At 45.7% G+C, this 20,594-nt stretch carries 19 protein-coding genes; 5 read left to right on the top strand and 14 right to left on the bottom strand.

All coding sequences use genetic code 11. The annotated features are described in order from the left end of the window. The first annotated feature begins 56 nt into the window (after positions 1-56). The 3 genes from GV030_RS00500 to GV030_RS00490 all read left to right on the top strand — a co-directional run bounded on the left by GV030_RS00500 (position 57) and on the right by GV030_RS00490 (position 2,716). Entirely contained in the window at positions 57-488 is a 432-nt protein-coding gene (locus tag GV030_RS00500; protein WP_159578717.1) for a DUF3592 domain-containing protein, read from the top strand. 120 nt (positions 489-608) lie between these two features. Beyond that, entirely contained in the window at positions 609-1,916 is a 1,308-nt protein-coding gene (locus GV030_RS00495) for a DEAD/DEAH box helicase (protein WP_159583534.1), read from the top strand. A gap of 74 nt (positions 1,917-1,990) precedes the next feature. Then, the gene (locus tag GV030_RS00490) at positions 1,991-2,716 is read left to right on the top strand and encodes a DsbA family protein (RefSeq protein ID WP_370519048.1); all 726 of its coding nucleotides are present in this window, start codon (positions 1,991-1,993) and stop codon (positions 2,714-2,716) included. Here GV030_RS00490 and GV030_RS00485 read toward each other — a convergent pair. Both GV030_RS00485 and GV030_RS00480 read right to left on the bottom strand, forming a co-directional pair. Beyond that, the gene (locus GV030_RS00485) at positions 2,713-3,846 is read right to left on the bottom strand and encodes a sugar phosphate isomerase/epimerase (protein ID WP_159578715.1); all 1,134 of its coding nucleotides are present in this window, start codon (positions 3,844-3,846) and stop codon (positions 2,713-2,715) included. The genes GV030_RS00490 and GV030_RS00485 overlap by 4 nt on opposite strands. A gap of 147 nt (positions 3,847-3,993) precedes the next feature. After that, positions 3,994-5,307: a hypothetical protein gene (locus GV030_RS00480; protein WP_159578713.1), complete on the bottom strand. Its 1,314-nt coding sequence runs from the start codon at positions 5,305-5,307 to the stop codon at positions 3,994-3,996. Between the two features lie 372 nt (positions 5,308-5,679). Here GV030_RS00480 and GV030_RS00475 point away from each other — a divergent pair, with 372 nt between their 5' ends. Continuing rightward, positions 5,680-8,805 (top strand): T9SS type A sorting domain-containing protein, encoded by a 3,126-nt coding sequence (locus GV030_RS00475; RefSeq protein ID WP_159578711.1) that lies wholly within the window; start codon positions 5,680-5,682, stop codon positions 8,803-8,805. 79 nt (positions 8,806-8,884) lie between these two features. Here the strand turns inward: GV030_RS00475 and GV030_RS00470 are convergent, their stop codons facing one another. The 9 genes from GV030_RS00470 to GV030_RS00430 all read right to left on the bottom strand — a co-directional run bounded on the left by GV030_RS00470 (position 8,885) and on the right by GV030_RS00430 (position 16,336). Next, positions 8,885-9,994, bottom strand: coding sequence for a hypothetical protein (locus tag GV030_RS00470; RefSeq protein WP_159578709.1), 1,110 nt, complete (start codon positions 9,992-9,994; stop codon positions 8,885-8,887). A 676-nt stretch (positions 9,995-10,670) separates the two neighbouring features. Then, on the bottom strand, positions 10,671-11,498 hold the full coding sequence (locus GV030_RS00465; protein ID WP_159578707.1) for an alpha/beta hydrolase: 828 nt from the start codon (positions 11,496-11,498) through the stop codon (positions 10,671-10,673). 450 nt (positions 11,499-11,948) lie between these two features. Beyond that, complete coding sequence (locus GV030_RS00460; RefSeq protein ID WP_221413262.1) at positions 11,949-12,437, bottom strand: VOC family protein; 489 nt, start codon at positions 12,435-12,437, stop codon at positions 11,949-11,951. Between the two features lie 70 nt (positions 12,438-12,507). After that, positions 12,508-13,329, bottom strand: coding sequence for a helix-turn-helix domain-containing protein (locus GV030_RS00455; protein ID WP_159578705.1), 822 nt, complete (start codon positions 13,327-13,329; stop codon positions 12,508-12,510). Positions 13,330-13,499: 170 nt separating this feature from the next. Further along, entirely contained in the window at positions 13,500-13,853 is a 354-nt protein-coding gene (locus tag GV030_RS00450) for a DUF5615 family PIN-like protein (protein ID WP_159578703.1), read from the bottom strand. 12 nt (positions 13,854-13,865) lie between these two features. Further along, on the bottom strand, positions 13,866-14,093 hold the full coding sequence (locus GV030_RS00445) for a DUF433 domain-containing protein (protein WP_159578701.1): 228 nt from the start codon (positions 14,091-14,093) through the stop codon (positions 13,866-13,868). Between the two features lie 239 nt (positions 14,094-14,332). Further along, entirely contained in the window at positions 14,333-14,653 is a 321-nt protein-coding gene (locus GV030_RS00440; protein ID WP_159578699.1) for a helix-turn-helix domain-containing protein, read from the bottom strand. 2 nt (positions 14,654-14,655) lie between these two features. Further along, on the bottom strand, positions 14,656-14,988 hold the full coding sequence (locus tag GV030_RS00435; protein ID WP_159578697.1) for a type II toxin-antitoxin system RelE/ParE family toxin: 333 nt from the start codon (positions 14,986-14,988) through the stop codon (positions 14,656-14,658). Between the two features lie 334 nt (positions 14,989-15,322). Further along, positions 15,323-16,336, bottom strand: a complete 1,014-nt coding sequence (locus GV030_RS00430; protein WP_159578695.1) for a serine hydrolase — start codon at positions 16,334-16,336, stop codon at positions 15,323-15,325. Positions 16,337-16,743: 407 nt separating this feature from the next. Here GV030_RS00430 and GV030_RS00425 point away from each other — a divergent pair, with 407 nt between their 5' ends. After that, positions 16,744-17,928 carry an MFS transporter gene (locus GV030_RS00425; RefSeq protein ID WP_159578693.1) on the top strand — a complete coding sequence of 395 codons (1,185 nt, stop codon included), beginning with the start codon at positions 16,744-16,746 and terminating at the stop codon, positions 17,926-17,928. Here GV030_RS00425 and GV030_RS00420 read toward each other — a convergent pair. Genes GV030_RS00420 through GV030_RS00410 form a run of 3 tightly spaced genes read right to left on the bottom strand, consistent with a single transcriptional unit; the run spans position 17,925 to position 20,464 of the window. Continuing rightward, on the bottom strand, positions 17,925-18,677 hold the full coding sequence (locus GV030_RS00420; RefSeq protein WP_159578691.1) for a LytTR family DNA-binding domain-containing protein: 753 nt from the start codon (positions 18,675-18,677) through the stop codon (positions 17,925-17,927). The genes GV030_RS00425 and GV030_RS00420 overlap by 4 nt on opposite strands. Continuing rightward, positions 18,670-19,719, bottom strand: a complete 1,050-nt coding sequence (locus GV030_RS00415; RefSeq protein ID WP_159578689.1) for a sensor histidine kinase — start codon at positions 19,717-19,719, stop codon at positions 18,670-18,672. The genes GV030_RS00420 and GV030_RS00415 overlap by 8 nt, the downstream gene beginning before the upstream one ends. 52 nt (positions 19,720-19,771) lie before the next feature. Next, complete coding sequence (locus GV030_RS00410) at positions 19,772-20,464, bottom strand: LiaI-LiaF-like domain-containing protein (RefSeq protein ID WP_159578687.1); 693 nt, start codon at positions 20,462-20,464, stop codon at positions 19,772-19,774. Between the last annotated feature and the right edge of the window lie 130 nt (positions 20,465-20,594).

The following is a 20,594-nucleotide window of genomic DNA, read 5'->3' as shown; positions in this document are numbered from 1 at the left end:
GGGGCACAGCCCTCACGGTTTCCTTTTTTTGTACCCTTTTGTTTCTTGGTACCATTATGAAAAATGTCTTCGTGTTGCTCGCTGGGTTGACCTCATTGACCTTTGGAATATACCTCTTCCAAAGCAGACTTAGTTTTATCTATCGAGCCACTAAAACTGAGGGTGTAATAACAGAGATAGAATCCCGTCGCACTTCTAGTAAGACCTATTATTACCCAATTGTCTCCTATCGGGACGTAGAGGGAGATCAACAGACAATGCACTTCGATCTGGGCACCACCGGAGGGTTTGATTACTCTGTAGGCGAAACCATCACCATACTTTATATACCAGACGAACCCGACTCTGCTAAGGTCTGGGTTTTCTGGGAAATGTGGGGAGTGCCTTCTGTCCTTAGTGGAGTGGGCATCATATTCATACTGATAGGCATTGGCAACCTTCGAGGCTACTTTTCGCAGAAGCAAAACCCCGAAGTAGCCAATGAATAAGAGAAATCAAATTCAATGGGGTACAAACATGACTCAGTCTTCCCTACCTCAAAACCCCACATCCCAGCTATAAATACCCCATCTTTGCCGTCTCAAAATTTCACACGGGAGCACATTACCATGGGTACATTAAAAAATCAACAAGACATACTGGACAAGCTGAAGATTGAAAAACTCAATCCGATGCAGGAAGAAGCCCGCCAGGCCATTCACTCCACCCAAAATGTGGTGCTGCTCTCTCCTACCGGTACCGGAAAAACGCTGGCCTTCTTGCTGCCCATTCTTTCGGAACTGGAATCCGACTGTGAGGAAGTGCAGGTGCTGATACTGGTGCCCTCCAGAGAACTGGCCCTGCAGATAGAACAGGTACTCCGCGAGATGGGTACCGGCCACAAAGTAAACGCCATTTACGGTGGTCGTGCCGGCTCTAAAGACAAGCTGGACCTGAAACACCGACCCGCCATTCTCATCGGCACACCAGGGCGTATCGCCGATCGATTCAGAAGGGATAATATGCCCACCGAATTCATCAAAACGCTTGTGCTGGACGAGTTTGATAAATCGCTGGAAGTGGGCTTTGAGAAGGAAATGCGGGAGATTCTTAGCAGCTTACGCAAGGTCAAAAAGAGAATTCTAACCTCTGCCACCCACGGTGTAGAGATCCCCGGATTCGTGGAACTGAGAAACCCTACGTACATCGACTACCTGGGTGAAAAAACCTCACAATTGAAGCTCAAAAAGGTCAGCTCGCCAGACAAAGACAAACTCCAAACACTCACAGCTCTCCTTGGTCATATCGGCAACCAGCCCGGCATCATCTTTTGCAACTACAAAGAGACCATCCAATATGTGAGTGATCACCTCACCAAAAACAGGGTGAGTCATGGCACTTTCTACGGTGGGATGGAGCAAAAGGACAGAGAGCGTGTGCTAATCAAATTCCGAAATGGCACGCACCAGCTCATTATCGCGACAGACCTGGCTGCCCGGGGACTGGATGTATCCGAACTCAAGTTTATCATCCACTACCAGCTCCCGCCCAGAGAAGAGGAGTTTACCCACAGAAACGGCCGAACGGCCCGAATGAATAGCGAAGGAACTGCCTATCTGATCCAGTGGGAAAAGGAACCCCTCCCCGATTTCATCAAAGGAGCCAGGGAAGAAAAGCTCTCCAAAGCGAACCTCCCCGGCCCATCCATCTGGAGCACGCTCTTTATCTCAGGTGGCCGGAAAGACAAGATTTCCAAAGGCGATATCGCGGGGATCTTCTTCAAACAAGCCAACCTGAGCAGTGAAGAAGTGGGCACTATAGAGATCAAGCAGGACTGTGCTTTTGTGGCCATCCATTCGGCGAAAGCCAGTGAAGTGGTCAAGACCCTGGACAACACCCGCATCAAAAAGAAAAAGGTCAGAATCTCGGTCATCTAGTTTTCCGGCCCCGACCGGAACCTAATCCCCTCTTTTTTGTTTAAAGGTCTGAACATTCAAAAAAGAATAAGAAAATGAGTACTGCAGGCAAAAAAATGGAAGTGGAAATCTGGAGTGATGTGATGTGTCCCTTTTGCTACATCGGCAAACGGAAATTTGAGGCCGCGTTGGCTGAATTTCCAGGCAAGGATCAGGTAGCCATCACATGGAAAAGCTTCCAGCTTTCCCCGCATATGGTCACCGATCCGGCCAAAAACATCCATCAATACCTGGCGGAACACAAGGGAATCAGCCTGCAGGAAGCCGAGCGAATGAACGACTATGTGACAGACATGGCCGCACAGGTGGGGCTCTCCTACCGATTTGATCAGGCGGTGGTGGCCAACTCCATGAAAGCCCACCGCTTTTCGCACTACGCCAAAACACAAGGCAAACAGGACGAAGCAGAAGAGAGACTCTTCTCAGCCTATTTTACAGAAGGAAAAAACACCGACGACCTGGATACGCTGGTGACCCTGGCTGAGGAAATTGGACTGGATGGCGCCGAGGTACGTGCCATCCTGGAAAGCGACAAATACACGGAAGCTGTCCGCACCGATATCTATGAGGCGCAGCAAGTGGGCGTGCGGGGTGTGCCTTTTTTCGCTTTCGACAGGAAATATGGTGTGAGCGGTGCGCAGGACTCCCAGGTGTTTCTGCAAACACTCCAAAAGTCTTTTGACGAGTGGAAAAAAGAAAATGTCAGCCCGATAGAAGTCATCGACGGACCTGCTTGTGCGCCTGGTGAAGACTGTGCCTAACTCAACTCTTTCATCGTCACAATGGGCACATTCTGAGTGGATGGCTCTTTGAGAGGAGCCACTCCGGCGCTGTTATACTGATAACCTGTATCCGTCAGCGGCCAAAGCATGGGCGCCAGAAAGAGCAAGCTGGCCTTATACCCCTGCATAATGGCGCCATCATTGCTTGTGGCTTTACTCAGAGCGGCTTCATTTTCCATCTCGAAGGGTCCATCAAACCCCCTGGCCATCAACTCGGCTACAAAGGCTCGCCAATCCATGCTGTCTGAACCGCCAAACCCCGGCATCATGGCCTCATAGTTATGCCGATCCCAGTCATGGGCGGGTATAGGCACGCCGGCTTTCCGAGCCAGCGCCTGATCTACCGACTGCATGGGATACATGGCTCCCCAGTGGTTTCTGGTATCGTTGTGGAGATTTCGTGTGGCCTTCACATGCACCCGGTGGAGTCTGCTGATGTCCATGGCTTTGATCACTTCGGTGGGGTCAATGCCCTGCCACACGTCGTGCGAAGGATCGTAGATTTCTCCATGCGAACAACTGGGGATCAGCTCATACATCAGCTTGCGGGCAGCCAGTACCCCCGGCAGGTTGTTGTAGGTGCTGGTGTAGCCGGCAGACCGCCAGCCCTCCATGGGGCAGTTTTCATACAAGATGGTCACGCCCATGTCTGCGGCATACTGCACGATGGGTGCAAATACCCGTTGGTATTCCTCGAGGTTTCGCTGAAAGCCTCCCTCCTGCACACCCAGCTCATGGTTGTAGCCTACGAAAGTGCCCACCTTCACATCGTTGGCATCTCCACCCAACAAATGGGCGATGCGGATGAGCTTAAGCAAATGATTCTGATTTTTGACCCGCTCTGCTTCATCCCCACCGATGAGGTTTTCAAACGCTCCGATAGAGAGCTTGAGGTTGGCAGCATTGAACTGTGCGATTATCTTTCTGGCCTCCTCCGGTCTAAAATCCTCATAGTCGAGGTGTGTGGCCACATGATCGGCCCGGGTGCCATCCCGGCGAAAGACACACAGATCAAGACCCTGCACACCCACCTGCTGTGCTTTCTCGATGATCTGAGGGAGCTGCAGGTGATCAAAAGCCGAGGTCATCAGCCAAAGGGGGTTGTTCATAACTAGTGGGGTTGGTGTAAGGGCTAAAAGTACACAAGGAGGGTCTAAAAGCAAACTGGGGAGGGGGATCGCGGGCTTTTCTATATGTTGCTGATCGTCTCCTTACATTCCTCAGGCTTACTTTGGCAGCTAACCTTGGTCCAAAAGCTAATTCGCTGTGCTAAAATCAATTAGATAAGGCTTCAGTGGAATATCTTCCGATGTTCTAAAATTGTTGGATATCAATAACTGGTAGTGTTTACCCGGATCCAATTCTACACTAATCGTCCATGATGCTTTATCCTCTGACCAAAACCTCTTGGTTACATCGTTCTTTGGAAAATAATCCTGACCTAATTCCCCAAAGTCCACACCTGTATTGTGACCATTCAGCGGTTCTGAAAAATCAATGGTGATTTGCCTGATTCCCGCGTCAACATTCATGCTGTTATTTTCGAATTGCCTAATTCCCGTTACGTATGGTCGCTTATTTTCAAATCTTTGATACAAAGAGTCAAGCGAGGTAGAAAAATAGCGCGTCTGCTCGACGAAATCTTCAACTTCAACCTCGTTGGTGTAATCCAGCTCTATCATCCTTTTGATGGCCTTCTCTTTATCTTCGGCTTGTGTATAATAGTATTCGCACAACTGATAGCCTATATAATATCCCAAATCTCTTACACCAAATTCGTTGGGGTAATTGCTCCAAAACCATTTGGACTGATTGTTAGGGTAAAACATTTCCAGTTCGAATTTTTCGAGCACCCCTTGTGCATTATTTTTGCCATAGGCGATGGAGGGGGTAGCAGATGGCATCTCCATAGCTAAAGTAGAAACGAATTCAGCCACTCCTTCACGGATGGCAATAGAGAGCAAGTTATTCACCTGGGTTTTTTGTTGGGTATGAATGTATTCATGAACATTCAACAACACTAAATTATCGATGGGATTGGAGTTGAAAAAAGTCTCCAACCACTCTTTCGTGGCTCCATCAAATTCAGAAATATTAGTTTGTTGGTCTGCCATGGCCAATTCACTACCAATCAGCACCAAACTATCTATGGTCGTCCCATTTGACCTCATACAACCTATGGTAAAATAAATTTTGGCAGGTTTCAAATTGGGATAAACAGCTTTCAACTTCTCTATACCAGTGCTTAGCTCGTTGGCCAATTCATTGGATTTGAGGGTGTTCTGTCGGAGAGACGACAAGAAATTGGGATAGCTGGTAATCATTTGGATATATTCTTCAGCTGAATATTCACGGACTTCCATTATTTTTTTCAAGCCAATAGATCCTTGTTGGATATAAAGCGAATCAATCAACTGGATTCGTTTTAAGCTGTCCGATTCTTTTATAATTAAATCATAAGCGGTCCAAAAGTGATCAATATCTGAGGTCATCACATTGATCGGGCTTTTCTCTTCTGTCTGACAAGAAGTCGCCATTCCTATGAGTATAATAAAACGGATTATTTTCATCGATTTTTGTTTTCGGCTTGTGGGTTCAGGAGGCTCCCCCAATGGCTATTAGCCGCCAATACCAAATCTATGTGGTTTTTGAGTCTCGGACAAACCATTGCTGGCTATAGGGAGATAGTTCGCTTGAAGCTTTGGTCATCAACCCGAAGGTCTCCCCACGATATCCAGCCCCCCTTTCACGGGTAGCAACACCCTCCCCACAGCGTGGGAAGGGTAATAAATTCAATGATCTCTGAATGTAGAGAAACCCAAAAATGTCATTTTTGGTCCAGGCGAGTAAAAAAAGTATGAGAATGTGAAAGATTCTATTATTTTGCCGCGTAATAGCGGTATGCATCAATCCAACTCTTTCCATTTCAAGCACTTGCTCCCATGAAAAAGTCCAACCTCTCCATATGTCTCTTGTTGCTAATCAACACATTACTATCCGCACAGTGGGTCCCAACAGGGGGCCCGAGCGGAGGGAACACCTATGATATTGCACAGGCTGGCACATCCTTGGTGGTGGCAGCAGGAAGAGGAGGCGTATTCAAATCAGTGAATAATGGTGTCACATGGGAACCCAAAAACACCACACTCCCTTCCAATATAAATGCTTGGCGCATCAAAGAAAGTAATGGTCTCTTGTATCTCATAACCACTTTTGCAATTTACATCTCATCGGATGAAGGAGAGAATTGGGAGCTTAGCTATTCAGGCATTGATTCATTTAGTGACCTAACGATCCAGGATGGAACTGTATATGTGTACAGTCACGCAAGTAGTGGGGTGCTTTACTCGGAAGACAATGGAGCAAATTGGGTAGAGAAGAGAGCAGGCAACGCTGAAGTAAAGCTGCGTGATTTGGCTTTTTTCAATTCTGCTGTGTATGGTGGAGGCCAATCACTCTTCAGGTCTTCCGATAACGGTGATACCTGGGATGCCATTGAAGTAGAAGGACTGGGTCCGAACGGTATCAGTTCAATGACCGCCACTGAAGAAGTCCTCTACATCGCGGATGATGGCCATGTCTTTTCCTCTCATAATGGGGACGAGTGGGTACAGACCAACATTGACCTAGGTGGAACCATATTAACCATGGGTATATCGGGAGACAGTGTTTATCTCACCACTGGTGATGGAATGGTCTTTTACACAAAAGATGAAGGGCAAAACTGGACAAAGATTCAAAACACAAAAACCAACAGCATTGTTAACAGCGTCACTTTTTTAGAGGGTAAGATTGTTATGTGTACTTCAGAAGGATTGTTCAGTTCTATTGATGCAGGAGCAACCTGGTATGAAAGCAACTATGGAATGACGGCCATGCCGATTGAGTCTTTGGCGGCAAGCGAATCGTCTCTATATGTGGGAACCAAAGGAGCGGGAATTTTTCGATCTGACCTGAAAGGCAACTGGGTGCAGAATAACTCAGGACTGAGTGGCTCGAATGCATTATCTATCTATGATATTATTATTGTAGGAGACTCGGTATTTCTCGGGTCTGGAGGGGGTGTATACGCTGCTACCATTGACGGAGATTCATGGACCAGGCTCCTGGACCCTGGATTGAACAAATCGATACAGGCACTTCATTATGACAATGGGGTATTTGCTGCAGCGGTTAATGGCACGGGGGTCTATATTTCTAATGACAAAGGCAACACATGGGTTCTCGCTTCAAACACTGGTTTGAATACTGACACTAGCTACGAATCGATTTATGTTCAGGGGGATACGATCATAGTTAGCAATGCAAGTCTTGAACTATTTGTTTCGCAAGACCTGGGTGCCACCTGGACAGATATTTCCATTGAGGAAGTATACACAACCAGAGAAGTACAAATTCACCAAGGAAGACTCTACGCAGGGTCAGACCAGGGATTATATTTCAGCGATGACTTGGGAGTGACATGGGTCGCCACAGCAATTGGGGTTTATGGCATACACGGCCTGGTGGTAGGTGATGGCAACCTTTTCGTGGCAACGAATCAGGGAATGTTTTTGGGATCCGACAAAAGGGATGAATGGTACGACGTGAGTGACCAGCTTACGAATAAATCTCTAACCTCTCTCATTCTCGCCGGAGATCACTTTTATGCCGGCACCAATGGGGCCAGTGTCTGGCAGCGTAATGCCTCAGAGGTCAACCTCCCTCCTATTATTCTGGAAGTCAATCAAACACTGATTATAGAGGAAGACACACCTCTGGAATTAAACTTATCTCATCTGTCGGTTGATGATGACAGTGATTTCCCAGGAAACTTCACCCTGACAATCAACGATGGAGAAAATTATTCGGTTTCAGATGCTGGAATTTTACCTGACCCCAATTTTAATGGACTCATTCACGTAGACCTAACTGTAAATGATGGAGTCAATAATAGCGCCCCATTTTGGATCACAATAGAGGTGACTCCTGTCAATGACATACCTGTAGTGACGGGTACAAGCTCCCCCACCACCACCCCAGAGGATACTCCGCTTAACTATTTGGGCTCAAACTTGCTGGTGGAAGACCCGGACAATACCTTCCCGAATGACTTCACCATTTACATCAGGCCTGGGGACAATTACTTAATCTCTCAGAATCAAATTATACCCGACCTGGATTTTAATGGCGTCCTCTCCGTTCCGATAGTAGTCAATGATGGTATCGACAGCAGTGAAGAATTTGAACTACAAGTAAATGTAACTCCGGTTAATGATGTCCCGGTGATCAATGGAAACACCAACACATACACTACTCCTGAAGAAACTGGAATTCAGATTCCCGTCACAGATTTCTCAATAGTGGACCCCGACAATGCTCCTGAGGACTTTACTTTGAATATTATCATTGGGGAAAATTATACGGTATCGGGAAATGAAATACTTCCCAATTTAGATTTTAATGGAATACTGTCTGTCCCGATAACTGTGAATGATGGGGAGGATAACAGCGAAATATTTAATCTATCTCTGGAAGTAACTGCTGTCAATGACGTCCCTATAATAACGGGAATTAATGCTGCCCTTTTCACCCTCAAAGGAACCCCGGTGGAGATTCCTCTAACGAACCTTTTGGTAGAGGATCCTGACAATGATTTCCCAAATGACTTCACACTTAATGTTCTACCCGGAGATCTCTATTCCGTTTCGGGAAACACCGTATTACCTTCTGCAGATTTCACGGGCACCCTGACTGTGTCTGTTTATGTGAATGATGGAACAGATGATAGCGAACCGTTCAATATTAGCCTGGAAGTGTTCAAAGCCCTAGAACTGGAAAGTGCAACGTCAAATACCTGGGAGGTTTATCCAAACCCGACAAAGGATTGGCTTATCATAAAATCGAACAACTTGTCTGATGCCTTCCAAATCAAAATCTACGGCATGAATGGTGAACTCATCAAAGGCCTGGAGCAGATTACCAGTGTCAATCACACCATTGATTTAAGTAGCCTTCAACCGGGAATGTATTTGTTGCAAATTTTAGACGGGGCTAAGGAACATACTGTGCGGTTTATGAAAGAGTAGAAAAAGGCTGATGCTCAGGGAAAACCCGCGTACCAGAAGCCCTTGGTTATTTCTGTGGTAGTTAATGTTGATCCAAAATCTAATTCGCTGTGTTAAAATCAATGAGATAAGGCTTCAGTGGAATATCTTCCGATGTTCTAAAATTGTTGGATATCAATAACTGGTAGTGTTTACCCGGATCCAATTCTACACTAATCGTCCATGATGCTTTATCCTCTGACCAAAATCGCTTAGTTACATCGTTCTTTGGAAAATAATCCTGACCTAATTCCCCAAAGTCCACACCTGTATTGTGACCATTCAGCGGTTCTGAAAAATCAATGGTGATTTGTCTGATGCCCGCGTCAACATTCGTGCTGTTATTTTCGAATTGCCTAATTCCCGTTACGTATGGTCGCTTATTTTCAAATCTTTGATACAAGGAGTCAAGCGAGGTAGAAAAATAGCGCGTCTGCTCGACGAAATCTTCAACTTCAACCTCGTTGGTGTAATCCAGCTCTATCATCCTTTTGATGGCCTTCTCTTTATCTCCGGCTTGTGCATAATAATGTTCGCACAACTGATAGCCTACATAATACCCCAAATCTCTTACACCAAATTCGTTGGGGTAATTGCTCCAAAACCACTTGGACTGATTGTTAGGGTAAAACATTTCCAGTTCGAATTTTTCGAGCACCGTTTGTGCATTCTTTTTGCCATAGGCGATGGCAGGAGTAGCAGATGGCATCTCCATAGCTAAAGTAGAAACGAATTCAGCCACTCCTTCACGGATGGCTATAGAGAGCAAGTTATTCACCTGGGTTTTTTGTTGGGTATGAACGTATTCATGAACATTCAACAACACTAAATTATCGATGGGATTGGAGTTGAAAAAAGTCTCCAACCACTCTTTCGTGGCTCCATCAAATTCAGAAATATCAGTTTGTTGGTCTGCCATGGCCAATTCACTACCAATCAGCACCAAACTATCTATGGTCGTCCCATTTGACCTCATACAACCTATGGTAAAATAAATTTTGGCAGGTTTCAAATTGGGATAAACAGCTTTCAACTTCTCTATACCAGTGCTTAGCTCGTTGGCCAATTCATTGGATTTGAGGGTGTTCTGTCGAAGAGACGACAAGAAATTGGGATAACTGGTAATCATTTGGATATATTCTTCAGCTGAATATTCACGGACTTCCATCATTTTTTCAAGCCAATAGATCCTTGTTGGATATAAAGCGAATCAATCAACTGGATTCGTTTTAAGCTGTCCGGTTCTTTTATAATTAAATCATAAGCGGTCCAAAAGTGATCAATATCTGAGGTCATCACATTGATCCGGCTTTTCTCTTCTGTCTGACAAGAAGTCGCCATTCCTATGAGTATAATAAAACGGATTATTTTCATCGATTTTTGTTTTCGGCTTGTGGGTTCAGGAGGCTCCGCCAATGGCTATTAGCCGCCTATACCAAATCTATGTGGTTTTTGAGTACTGAACAAAACCAGCACTTTTGGCACCTATTCGGGTTTCCCGGCACAGGTCTACCTATCATATTTAGGTTGTGGAAGGGTTGTGCAACAGCCACACTTGTTTGTGTGATTTTGTTTCGTCTTTTGCTGTTGATTAAATCCCCTCAAGCCGGGCTGGCTGTTACTTTTCCTGTGATGAAAAGTAACCAAAAATCATGACAGAATAATCGCTTCCGACCCTTTTCCGATAGTTATCGGGGCCACCGCAGGCCCGGAATTTTGTCGAGCCATCCCGCCTGGAAGTTGAGATTCGGGTTGAGTCTACGGCACTGGTCTACTGATCGTATTTAGATTTTGGAGGGGTTGCGCAGCAGCTATTGGCACTACCAAATGTCTTTTTGTGCTATAAATCAATTCTCTTGATTAATGTACATTAACCCTTCGTACAAAGCTATTAATGGTACAGAGCGATGATTTTCCTTTTCAAAATATTTTATTTCAACGTTTAGAGGTTCTTCCGACCTCTTTGTTATTAATGTATAGAGATTGTCGTGTCTTTGTTTATTCCTCTCGTAATTAGCCTCTCCTTGATTGGCAGTGGCTATATAAAGCTTTTTATTCAATGATATTGATGAAATAGAATCAACTTTGTTTTTCATCATCTCCTCGCTCCACCAGATACTTGGGTCTATAGAAATGTAAGCATTGAATACGCTATTTTCATCCATATAAGAATTTAATGTAAGTAAGCCTCCTAAAGAATGTCCAATAAGGGTTCTAGAGGGTTCTGTTCTATAATTTTCATCAACATAGGGAATTAGTTCATTCTCAATAAAATTCAAAAAACTCCTTCCACCCCCCATAGTATTTGGCCGTTTGGTCTTAATTTTTGTAACCGTAAAATCTCGCTCACGGTCAACATTCTCTATGGCTATGATGATACTTTCTGGCATTAAATTGTTTCGGTTCCTCTTGGAACTCATAAAGTGGACTATTCCAGATGCTGTTTTAAAATGAGTATACCCATCCAGTAATATGATCACTGGATATTTTTTGGAAGCAAGGCATGAATCATTGTATGAATCCGGAAGACTGATTAAACAAGTTCTTTCTTCATCTAAAATGTTAGATTCAATGACAAACTTACTACCTATTACAATCTCTGTTTTATGCTGTCCGAATGTGGTTTGTACTCCTGAAAGAAGAATACACAAAATTACAAATGTAAATTTTTCCATATTTTGATTTGTATGTTTTGAGCACGCCCGACAAACAACCAAATGGCTATTAGCCGCCAATACCAAATCTATGTGGTTTTTGAGTCCTGAACAAAACCAGCACTTTTGGCACCTATTCGGGTTTCCCGGCACAGGTATACCGATCGTATTTAGCTATTGGAGGGGGCAACACTACACCTGTTTGTGTGTTTTATTTCGTCTGCTACTGTTGATCAAATGCCCTCAAACCGCGCTGGCTGTTACTTTTCCTGAGATGAAAAGTAACCAAAAATCATGACAGAATGATCGCTTCCGACCCTATTCCGATAGTTATCGGGGCCATCACACGCCCGGAATTCTGTCGGGCCGTCCTGCCTGGAAGTTGAGATTCGGGTTGAGTCCACGGCACAGGTCTACCGATCATGTTTAGAGGGGCAACAGTTGCGTTTGTTATGGGCTTGTTATCTTAGGTCAGTTTGGAGAGTGCAATCCCATTTTATTCCCTTCCGTGTCAAGAAACATTGCGAAAAATCCGCTTTCATCTGCATGGGGCGTTTTAGGCACAATAATTTTCCCTCCACTCTCCTCCACTTTATCAAGTATGATTTGAAGATTATCTCCACCATTTAGGTATATGGTCACACCATCGGCCGAAGGATTATAGCCATCTCCTTTCACTATTACTCCTGTCACCAGTTGTCCTTCGTAGGGAAATATTCCCATTTCCATTCCCGGCATTTCCATTTTTTCAATCTTAATATTCAAAATTGCTTGATAAAAGTTGACTGCTCTTGATAGGTCTGTGGCAGGGATTTCAAATATTGATATAAAACTACTCATGTCATTACTATTTTGGTTACTTGATAAAGCCTCTGTTTGAGCCATAGTTTCAGTCGGATTGACGTAGGTAATGAAGCCCATTGACAGTATAATTGCTGCTTTGTAAATTTTGTTTTTCATTTTTAATCTACTTGGATGTAATGCATAGTTACACCAGTTCGAAAGACGGAAATTGTAAAACTGCGACAGCTTAGCCTTTTGAATAAATAAGGGATGAAAGGATCATTTGATCATCACTCAAATATTCCTTAGGATTTGTTCCGGTAAATTCTTTGAAGTCTTTGATGAAATGAGCTTGATCGTAGTATTCGCTCTCATAGGCGATCTGAGTCAATTTTTCTCCTTTGTTATTCAGGATCAATTTTAGGGCGGCTTGTAACCTTATGATTTTGCCTAGCTGTTTGGGACTAATTCCCACTTGCTTTGAGAATTTCCGCTCAAGGTTTCTTCTTTTGGATAGATCATCTTTAAGTATAGAGTTAATGGACATTTTGCCTTTAGTTTGTGAGAGGGCATCAATTGTCGATTTTACAATATTTTCAATAATTGATTGATCTTTGAGTTTGCCTAGCAAGAAATTTTCAACCAATTCTATTCTTGATCTGGTGGATGGAGCTTCGATAATTTTTTGTTCCAGCACTCTTACCGATTGCTCTTCAAACAAAGATGTTAGGGGTGTTTCCTTGTCAGCCAATTCACGAATTGGTCTCGTGATGAAATTGGCAAAACCATAGGGATAAAATCGAACAGCAAAAGTGTTCACATAGCCCGTGGGTTGCACATAACAGGGCTTAGTAATCTGCCCAAACACCATTGCTCGGGGTTGAATAATATAGTCAGTTTCAGAGGTAAATCTTCGCACATCATCTCCAAGAATGAAGCACATTTCAATACAACCGTCAGCAATTACTCGCTGTTTAGGAGCCTCCATGTCATCTGGCACCTCTAAAATCCAATGACACTTTACAATAGCATCTAAGTCCGGATGAGGTGCGAAGGTTTCATAGTTCATGAGTAATTCTTTTCGACTAGTGGTGCCAACTCCCTCAAGCCGGGCTGGCTCTTACTTTACCTGTGATGAAAAGTAACCAAAAATCATGACAGAATGATTGCTTCCTACCCTATTCCGATAGTTATCGGAGCCTCCGCACACCCGGAATTCTGTCGAGCCGTCCCGCTATTTCAATACTTCTTCTGTCTTAGTGAGTTCAAGTCAACTACCGTTAAAGTTCGTTCGAAAGACAAGGTAGTGTTGGATGTTAGTTGCTCAATTATTTTGGCCGTTTCCAGCGGTTCAGTTGGTTGCTGGCGGATGAAAATCACTCCGGCGTTCGGCTTGAATCCATATTTGAAGATTAGTTCTCCATAATCACTATCATAGGTTATTATCGTTCGATCTTGTTTGGTAGCGATATCCATAACCTGTTGATCTGATACTCCAGCCTCGTCAACTCCAATTGAGGTGATATCATAGCCTTTGGATTTCAAATAGTTGACACTTGAAACCGGAACATTTTCGTTCGCTAGAAATTTCAAGGTAAGAAGAAGTTAGGCGTTCGAATGAAGAAGACCATCTTTCAGACACTCTTGTATGTATGCGAAAACGGCCTGTAAAGATTCCTGGGTCAAACGCGGGTAGTTGTCCAGAATTTGTTGTTCGGTCCACCCTTGAGCAAGTAAACCGATGATGTGCTCCACGGAAACCCTTGTTCCCTTGACTATAGGCTTGCCCAGTAGGACGTTGTTATCCGATATTACATGTTCTCGCCATTCCATAATATCAAAGTTAAATAGTTTCCGCTGTAACTCCGAATGGCAGAGATGCCTGTAACGAGCTATCGGGCGTATGTCTGCGGCTACCCTATTCCGATAGTTATCGGAGCCATCGCCCGCCCGGGATTCTGTCAGGCCGTCCCGCCAGGAAGTTGAGCTTCGGGTTGAGTCTACGGCACTGGCCTACCCATCATGTTTAGATGTTGGAGGGGTTGTGCAACAGCTACGATTGCCATCGGCTTTTAAGCCAGCTCCACGTGTTCGTTCAGAAGTTCCACGTTGAAGTTGATTTTTGCGTTCAAGGCTTTAAAAACCTTGATGATGGTTTCAAACCTTGCATCAGTTAAGCTATTCTCCAATTTGGAAATTTGAGCCTTTTTGACACCAACGAGTTCTCCCAGTTGTTCCTGCGTGAGATTCCGTTCTTTTCGGGCGCGTTTGATTGCTTCTCCTAAAAGGTCAAGCTTAAGCTCATATTCAAATGCTTCTCTTTTCGCGGTTCCTCTTTTACCGATAAATTTATCGGTTACTTCGTCAAGGGTGTATGTTTTTAGAGCTGCCATAACTATTTGTTTTCAAAATATCTTTTTCTAATCTGCTCAGCATGTTCAATTTCGCCTTTAGGAGTTTTACCTGTCTTCTTCACAAGCCCATGGGTTGTTAAGATGAGTGTTTCAGTACTTCCAGTCTTGTCCCAGAAAGCGAATAAGCGGTAATATGTCTTTTTGAAGAGTGTTCTGAATTCCCAAATGTCATTGGTTAGCTTTTTGAAAAGCTCTTTATCATTGGACATTTGAGCCTTCTTAACATTATAAATAATTTTTTCTCTTGCCTTTTCATCTAATCGATCAAGGAATTCTACTGCTTCCTCAAGAAAGCTTACTTCAAATCTCTTCAAGTGATAAAATTTAACGCTGGAACAAACATAAAAGTTTCTTTTTTAGGAAACAATTGAATTTAAGATTAAGCCCGCAAGGGCAAATCCAGCACCGAGCCGGATACGCCGGCCACAGCCTGAGTGCTGCCCACCCAGCCGGGGCCCGTGGCCCGGGCTGGGTCTTATCTTATCCAGACCACTATGTCGCACAACAACCAACAACCACCATGGCTCTTAGTCGCTTGTAACCTTACCAAATCTAGCTTTTTTTCACTCCTGAACAAACCATTGTCGGCCATATGCCACAGTAGCCTCCGATCCCCAGTATGATGTCATCATTTGGATCTTTGGTGGGTCACTGCCTTTTCAAAATCCGAACGACGCGCCGGTATACGGCTTCAGATTTCATCCACATGCTGCCCCCACTGGTGTTCACAAACTGGATGACCACCGCATCCAGCTCCTTGTGGTATTGGGCAATGCTCTGATACCCCGGCAGCAGGCCTGTGTGCTCATACCTGTATATGGAAGAATAGATGGCCTGCTCGTCTTCACTGAAGAGTGAGCCGTCGTTGAGAGCTCTCAGGAAGATCCCCACGTCTTCTGCAGTGGCCACCATAGAGCCTCCGGGCTGTATGAAGTCATTGTACTTGATGTCAGGCTCATACCCCACGTGGTATCCGCTCATCACATCGTCCAAATCTACTTCGCTCAGCAGGCTGTAGGTATGGTTCAATCCGAGCGGCTTGAGAATTTCCTCTTTGATGTACTGATGGTGGCTATGCCCCAGCGTACTGTCCATGATAGCGCCTATCAGCAGGTAATTGGTATTGGAATACCGGTATTTTTTGTTGGGCTCAAACTCAGCCGACCTGTCCAGCACCAGCTCCAAAATTTCCCTATTGTCCCGGGGTGGGTTGTCCCAGGGGTAGTCTGGCATGTCGGTGAAGTTGGGAATGCCACTCCGGTGCTTGAGCATCATTCTCAGCGTGATTTTTTCTGCGTGCGCTATGCGCCCGGCCAATTCAGGAAGGTATTCGGCGAGTGTTTTGTCCAGAGACAGGCGCTCTTCATGCACCATTTTGGCAGCGGCTGCTGCGATGTACAGCTTGCTGATGCTGGCAATCTTGAACAGAGCGTGAGGGTCGGCTGGAATTTTGTCTTCCCTGTTTTTCCATCCGGCGGCATAGAGCGCAGGCTCCCCGCCTTGCTCCACGTAGACAATGATGCCATCGAAGCCCCGGGCTAAGGCATTTTCTACTTCCTGCTCCACAGTGTCTGGCAGCGGAGGCAGCAATGAACAGCCCGGAGTAAGCGCCAGGGCAAAACCGATCACAAAGTACGTAAGTAACGAGGGAATCTTTTTCATGGTGATATTATTTGGATTAGAACTTTTGGCAAAGGTCTTTCGGTACCGTGAAGCACACTAAAGCACTATGAAGCAAAAGCTATCAAGTTTGAGGAGTGCCTGTCAACGATGATGCACAGCTATCACTCATGACGCAAGAAAGCTCTCTGTCCACTGGAAAGCTCGTCACAGTGCCGACAATCCATTGACAAAACACACACGAAACACCTCTGCCAGATCAGTAATTATCAAAGATTCGCACATAAACTATTCAGATTCGCAATAATTACGGAGCTTTGCCGCTCAATGAAGAATGAGTAAAAAGTAACATTCGGTTTTGCTCAGCCCCCATTCCTCTGTGAGTACCAAACCCAATGCTGATCGGCTGATGTAGCTGATCGGTGAACCATATATTTAGCATCCAAATCATGAAAAAATCTCTTATTTCTCTGGCAGCAGGAGGATTCGGAATCGGCATGACGGAGTTTGTGATCATGGGCATCCTTCCGGAAATCGCCACCTCGATGGACATTACCATCCCAGAGGCCGGCCACTTCATTTCGGCCTATGCCATAGGCGTGGTGGTGGGTGCTCCCCTCCTCACGGCATTGGGCAGCAAATGGCCCGCTCACAAGATGCTCATCGGTCTGATGGTGTGGTTTACTGTCTTCAACTCACTGTCGGGTTTTGCCAATAGTTACTGGTCTCTGATGCTGTTTAGATTTCTCTCCGCACTGCCGCACGGTGCCTTTTTTGGGATTGGCGCAGTAGTGGCCAGCCGCCTGGCCAGGCCTGGCAAAGAGGCTCAGGCGATTGCTGCCATGTTTTCCGGGCTTACCCTGGCCAATATCATTGGGGTGCCATTTGGCACCTATCTGGGACAGGAGTTTCACTGGAGCATGGCCTTTTTTGTGGTGGGGATTGTGGGCATCATCACCATCACCAGTCTCCGGTTTTGGATGCCAGCACTCGCTCAGTCATCTGAGCAGTCCATGAGTGAAGACTTTCAAATCCTCAAAAAAGCTGAATTATGGATGGTCGTGCTGCTGACCACCATCGGCACAGGTGGGTTCTTTGCCTGGTATAGCTACATTGCCCCGCTGATTACTGAGGTGGCCGGGCACGACCCGGGCATGGTCAGCTATGCGATGATATTGGCAGGTTGCGGCATGTTTGCAGGAAACATAGCAGGTGCCAAACTCGCCGAGAAGATGCAACCCATTTATGCGGTGGTGTTGGCGCTGGGGGTGATGACTCTCCTCCTGCTGGCCAATGTGTACCTGGCTCATGATCCGGTAGCCGTGCTGGTGATGACCTTCATCATCGGATTTGGAGCCTTCTGTGTGGCAGCACCCATCCAAATGGCCATGATCAACACTGCCAGGGGCTCTGAGATGTTGGGTTCTTCCCTCAATCAAAGTGCCTTTAATATGGGAAATGCCTCGGGTGCTTACCTGGCAGGCCTTCCCATTGCGATGGGCTACGGATTCACCTCTGCGGATGTGGTAGGTGCGCTGATGGCCTTTGCCGGTGTGTTTTTGGCCCTCGGCATCATACAAATGCGTAAAGCATCCAGGCGCAAGATGGCGGCGGCTGTTGAAGTGGTTGCCTAAAACCCCAGTGCTTCTTTCAGTAGAGCGTATCCCGACCGGCTCACTGATAGCTGTGTATTATCATGTAAAAAGACCACATGACTGTCTTTGCCCATCAGCTCCAGCCTGGCTATTTCTTTGATGCGCACAATGTAAGAGCGATGAATCCGAATGAAGTCCTCGGCAGGCAGATGCTCATCGTAGTACTTCATGGTATCCTGCTTTAAAAATACGCCCTGCTCGGTGTGTAGCTTCACATAGTCGTCCATGGCCTCCAGGTATCTGATCTTGCCCACAGGGATGATCTGGATTTTACTGCCTGTGCGCACGGCCACCCGCGAAAGAATCCCTGAATGATCCTTGTTCTGCACCACCACCTCAGAAAGGCCTTTCGCCGAAGGCACCTCCATCGCCAGTTTTGACTTGGCCTTGGTAAGGGCATCTGCAAACCGATCGTAAGAATAGGGCTTCAGCAGGTAATCAATGGCATTCTGCTCAAATGCCCGAATGGCAAACTCGTCGTGCGCTGTGCTAAAAATCACTACAGGAGGCTCATCCAACAGCTCAAGCATCTCAAACCCAGTGAGTTTGGGCATCATCACATCCAAAAACACCAAATCAGGCTTCTGATCATTGATCTCCTTGAACCCATCAAAGCCATTGGCACATTCTCCGATCAGAGTAATCGTTTCATCTTTTTCCAGATAAGTTCTGATGACCTCCCGGGCCAGCTCTTCATCATCAATGATCAATGCACGTATTTTATTCATTTTCTGTCGGAATTTTAATCTTTACCATAAACTCCCCATCCTGCTGATCTACCTCCAGAAGATCATTTCTACCATAGACCAGCCCCAGCCTCCTGCGAACATTCTCCAGCCCGATACCCGCTCCTTTTGAAGGCATCGACTCTTCATCAAAGTTATTACCAATGTGAATCTCCAACATGCCCGGATGCCCCACACATTTCAGTCGGATGGTTACTTCGTGGATGCTCTCATGCACTCCATACTTAATGGCATTTTCGAAAATGGGCTGCAAAATCAGGTTGGGCACATTCACTTTCAAACAGGCATCATCCACTTCCTTTTCAAACCTGAGCCTGCTGCCAAAACGTATCTTCTCTATGTCCATATAGAGGGTGGCATTGTCCAGCTCCTGAGCCAGGGTATTCATGTGCACGCTATCCTTCCCGAGTGAGTATCTCAGAAAATCACTCAGCTTGATCACCATCTCCCTGGCCGCCTCTGGTTTGGAAACGGTGAGTGCGCTGACAGAATTCAGGCTGTTGAAGATAAAGTGGGGATTGATCTGCGATTTGAGCATTCTCAGTTCCGAGTCTTTGAGCAGGTTCTGAAGTTCCAATTCCCTGTGGGTGCGCTCCTGCAAATCCTGATAATATTTGATCAGGTAAAAGACCAGCACTGTAATGCTGTAGTACATCACACCAATAATCAGTCGCCAGATATAGGCCCGTTTGAGGAACGCCATATATTCCTGATGATCCGGGAAAAGGAAGCGCAGCGCAACTCCCGATAATGCCGCCCAAAGAAAGATGGCCATGGTGGCACCGGCCAGATGGGTACCCACGAGGGCCAGATCGTCCTTGCTGAGGCTGGCAAAGGTGACGATGTACCAAAAACCCGGAGCAATGGAGGCGAACAGCAAATTGTAAACCAGGCTGTCGGCCGCAGAGATCTCCAATGACCACCCGTAATAGAAGTAGAGCACGGTGCCATGCAGGAATACCATCAGTACCCAGACAAGCAAATACACTTTATTACCAGAACCTCTTAATACGGGATGGCTCATTCAGACAATCGGTTGGTTGTGTTTTTTTTAATGACCCCACTTCCAGCGGGACTCAGACGCCCTTCACCTCAGCACCACCAAAGATCACAGACCCTTTGATCCGCAATACCTTCTTGGGTGCACCGGGCTCATAGGAAACCTTTGGTCGTTTGTCGGCGAATCCTCCAAATATGACAAAACTCTCGTTGATTACCGTCCAGTCATTGGGCACGATCAGGCCATTTCCCCCAAACAAACAGAAAATATCCAAAATGATCTCATCGCCGTGCATTTTAGCGCCTGAAAAGTTGATTTCTGAGCCTCCAAAAACAGAGGTGATTTTACCCCCTTTAAAATTTTGCGAACTGAAGGACTTCTCTGACCCCCCAAAGATGGAAGTATCTTCTATGTAATCGTCCGTCAGGTCTCCAGGTGCTCTTTTTACATGATCACGTCTGCGCAAAATAATGCTCACCCCTACCGCGATCAGGATAGCAGGCCACCAGGTACGCAGATTGAATTGCGGCCAGTAGAAGAATTCCGGCAAAAGGAAAAAACCGCCGATAAAGAAAAAGATCAACCCTTCTCTCCTACCGGTCACAATCATGGAGCCGCCAATGACCAGAAAGATCATTTCCCATCCAAACAGATAATGGGGAATAAATTCCGGGATTAGATCCAGGTTGCGAAAGAGCAGATAAGCTCCGAAAGTGACAAATGCAACGCCCAGCCAGGCCCTTTGATTACGATTTTCTTGATTTCTCATGATGGTAGATTGTTATTTTTCTTCAAATGTGATGCTCTTGACCCTTGCTGACAAGGGCCAATCGGCCAACAGTGGTTATTCACCGGTAAGCTGCGGATTGAATATTGCGGTTGATTTCATTACCTTTTTA

The sequence above is a fragment of the Marinoscillum sp. 108 genome (assembly GCF_902506655.1).
Taxonomy (GTDB): Bacteria; Bacteroidota; Bacteroidia; order Cytophagales; family Cyclobacteriaceae; genus Marinoscillum; species Marinoscillum luteum.
The sequence above is the reverse complement of the archived record's forward strand: the minus strand, read 5'-3'. Positions and strand labels throughout refer to the sequence as shown.

Coding starts and splice junctions, on each gene's coding strand:
- GV030_RS00440 (WP_159578699.1), bottom strand. CDS start 14,653: ATGGCAGCTCTAAAAACATACACCCTTGACGAAGTAACCGATAAATTT.
- GV030_RS00475 (WP_159578711.1), top strand. CDS start 5,680: ATGAAAAAGTCCAACCTCTCCATATGTCTCTTGTTGCTAATCAACACA.
- GV030_RS00410 (WP_159578687.1), bottom strand. CDS start 20,464: ATGAGAAATCAAGAAAATCGTAATCAAAGGGCCTGGCTGGGCGTTGCA.
- GV030_RS00420 (WP_159578691.1), bottom strand. CDS start 18,677: ATGAATAAAATACGTGCATTGATCATTGATGATGAAGAGCTGGCCCGG.
- GV030_RS00500 (WP_159578717.1), top strand. CDS start 57: ATGAAAAATGTCTTCGTGTTGCTCGCTGGGTTGACCTCATTGACCTTT.
- GV030_RS00470 (WP_159578709.1), bottom strand. CDS start 9,994: ATGATGGAAGTCCGTGAATATTCAGCTGAAGAATATATCCAAATGATT.
- GV030_RS00465 (WP_159578707.1), bottom strand. CDS start 11,498: ATGGAAAAATTTACATTTGTAATTTTGTGTATTCTTCTTTCAGGAGTA.
- GV030_RS00430 (WP_159578695.1), bottom strand. CDS start 16,336: ATGAAAAAGATTCCCTCGTTACTTACGTACTTTGTGATCGGTTTTGCC.
- GV030_RS00485 (WP_159578715.1), bottom strand. CDS start 3,846: ATGAACAACCCCCTTTGGCTGATGACCTCGGCTTTTGATCACCTGCAG.
- GV030_RS00490 (WP_370519048.1), top strand. CDS start 1,991: ATGAGTACTGCAGGCAAAAAAATGGAAGTGGAAATCTGGAGTGATGTG.
- GV030_RS00455 (WP_159578705.1), bottom strand. CDS start 13,329: ATGAACTATGAAACCTTCGCACCTCATCCGGACTTAGATGCTATTGTA.
- GV030_RS00415 (WP_159578689.1), bottom strand. CDS start 19,719: ATGAGCCATCCCGTATTAAGAGGTTCTGGTAATAAAGTGTATTTGCTT.
- GV030_RS00480 (WP_159578713.1), bottom strand. CDS start 5,307: ATGAAAATAATCCGTTTTATTATACTCATAGGAATGGCGACTTCTTGT.
- GV030_RS00445 (WP_159578701.1), bottom strand. CDS start 14,093: ATGGAATGGCGAGAACATGTAATATCGGATAACAACGTCCTACTGGGC.
- GV030_RS00495 (WP_159583534.1), top strand. CDS start 609: ATGGGTACATTAAAAAATCAACAAGACATACTGGACAAGCTGAAGATT.
- GV030_RS00425 (WP_159578693.1), top strand. CDS start 16,744: ATGAAAAAATCTCTTATTTCTCTGGCAGCAGGAGGATTCGGAATCGGC.
- GV030_RS00460 (WP_221413262.1), bottom strand. CDS start 12,437: ATGAAAAACAAAATTTACAAAGCAGCAATTATACTGTCAATGGGCTTC.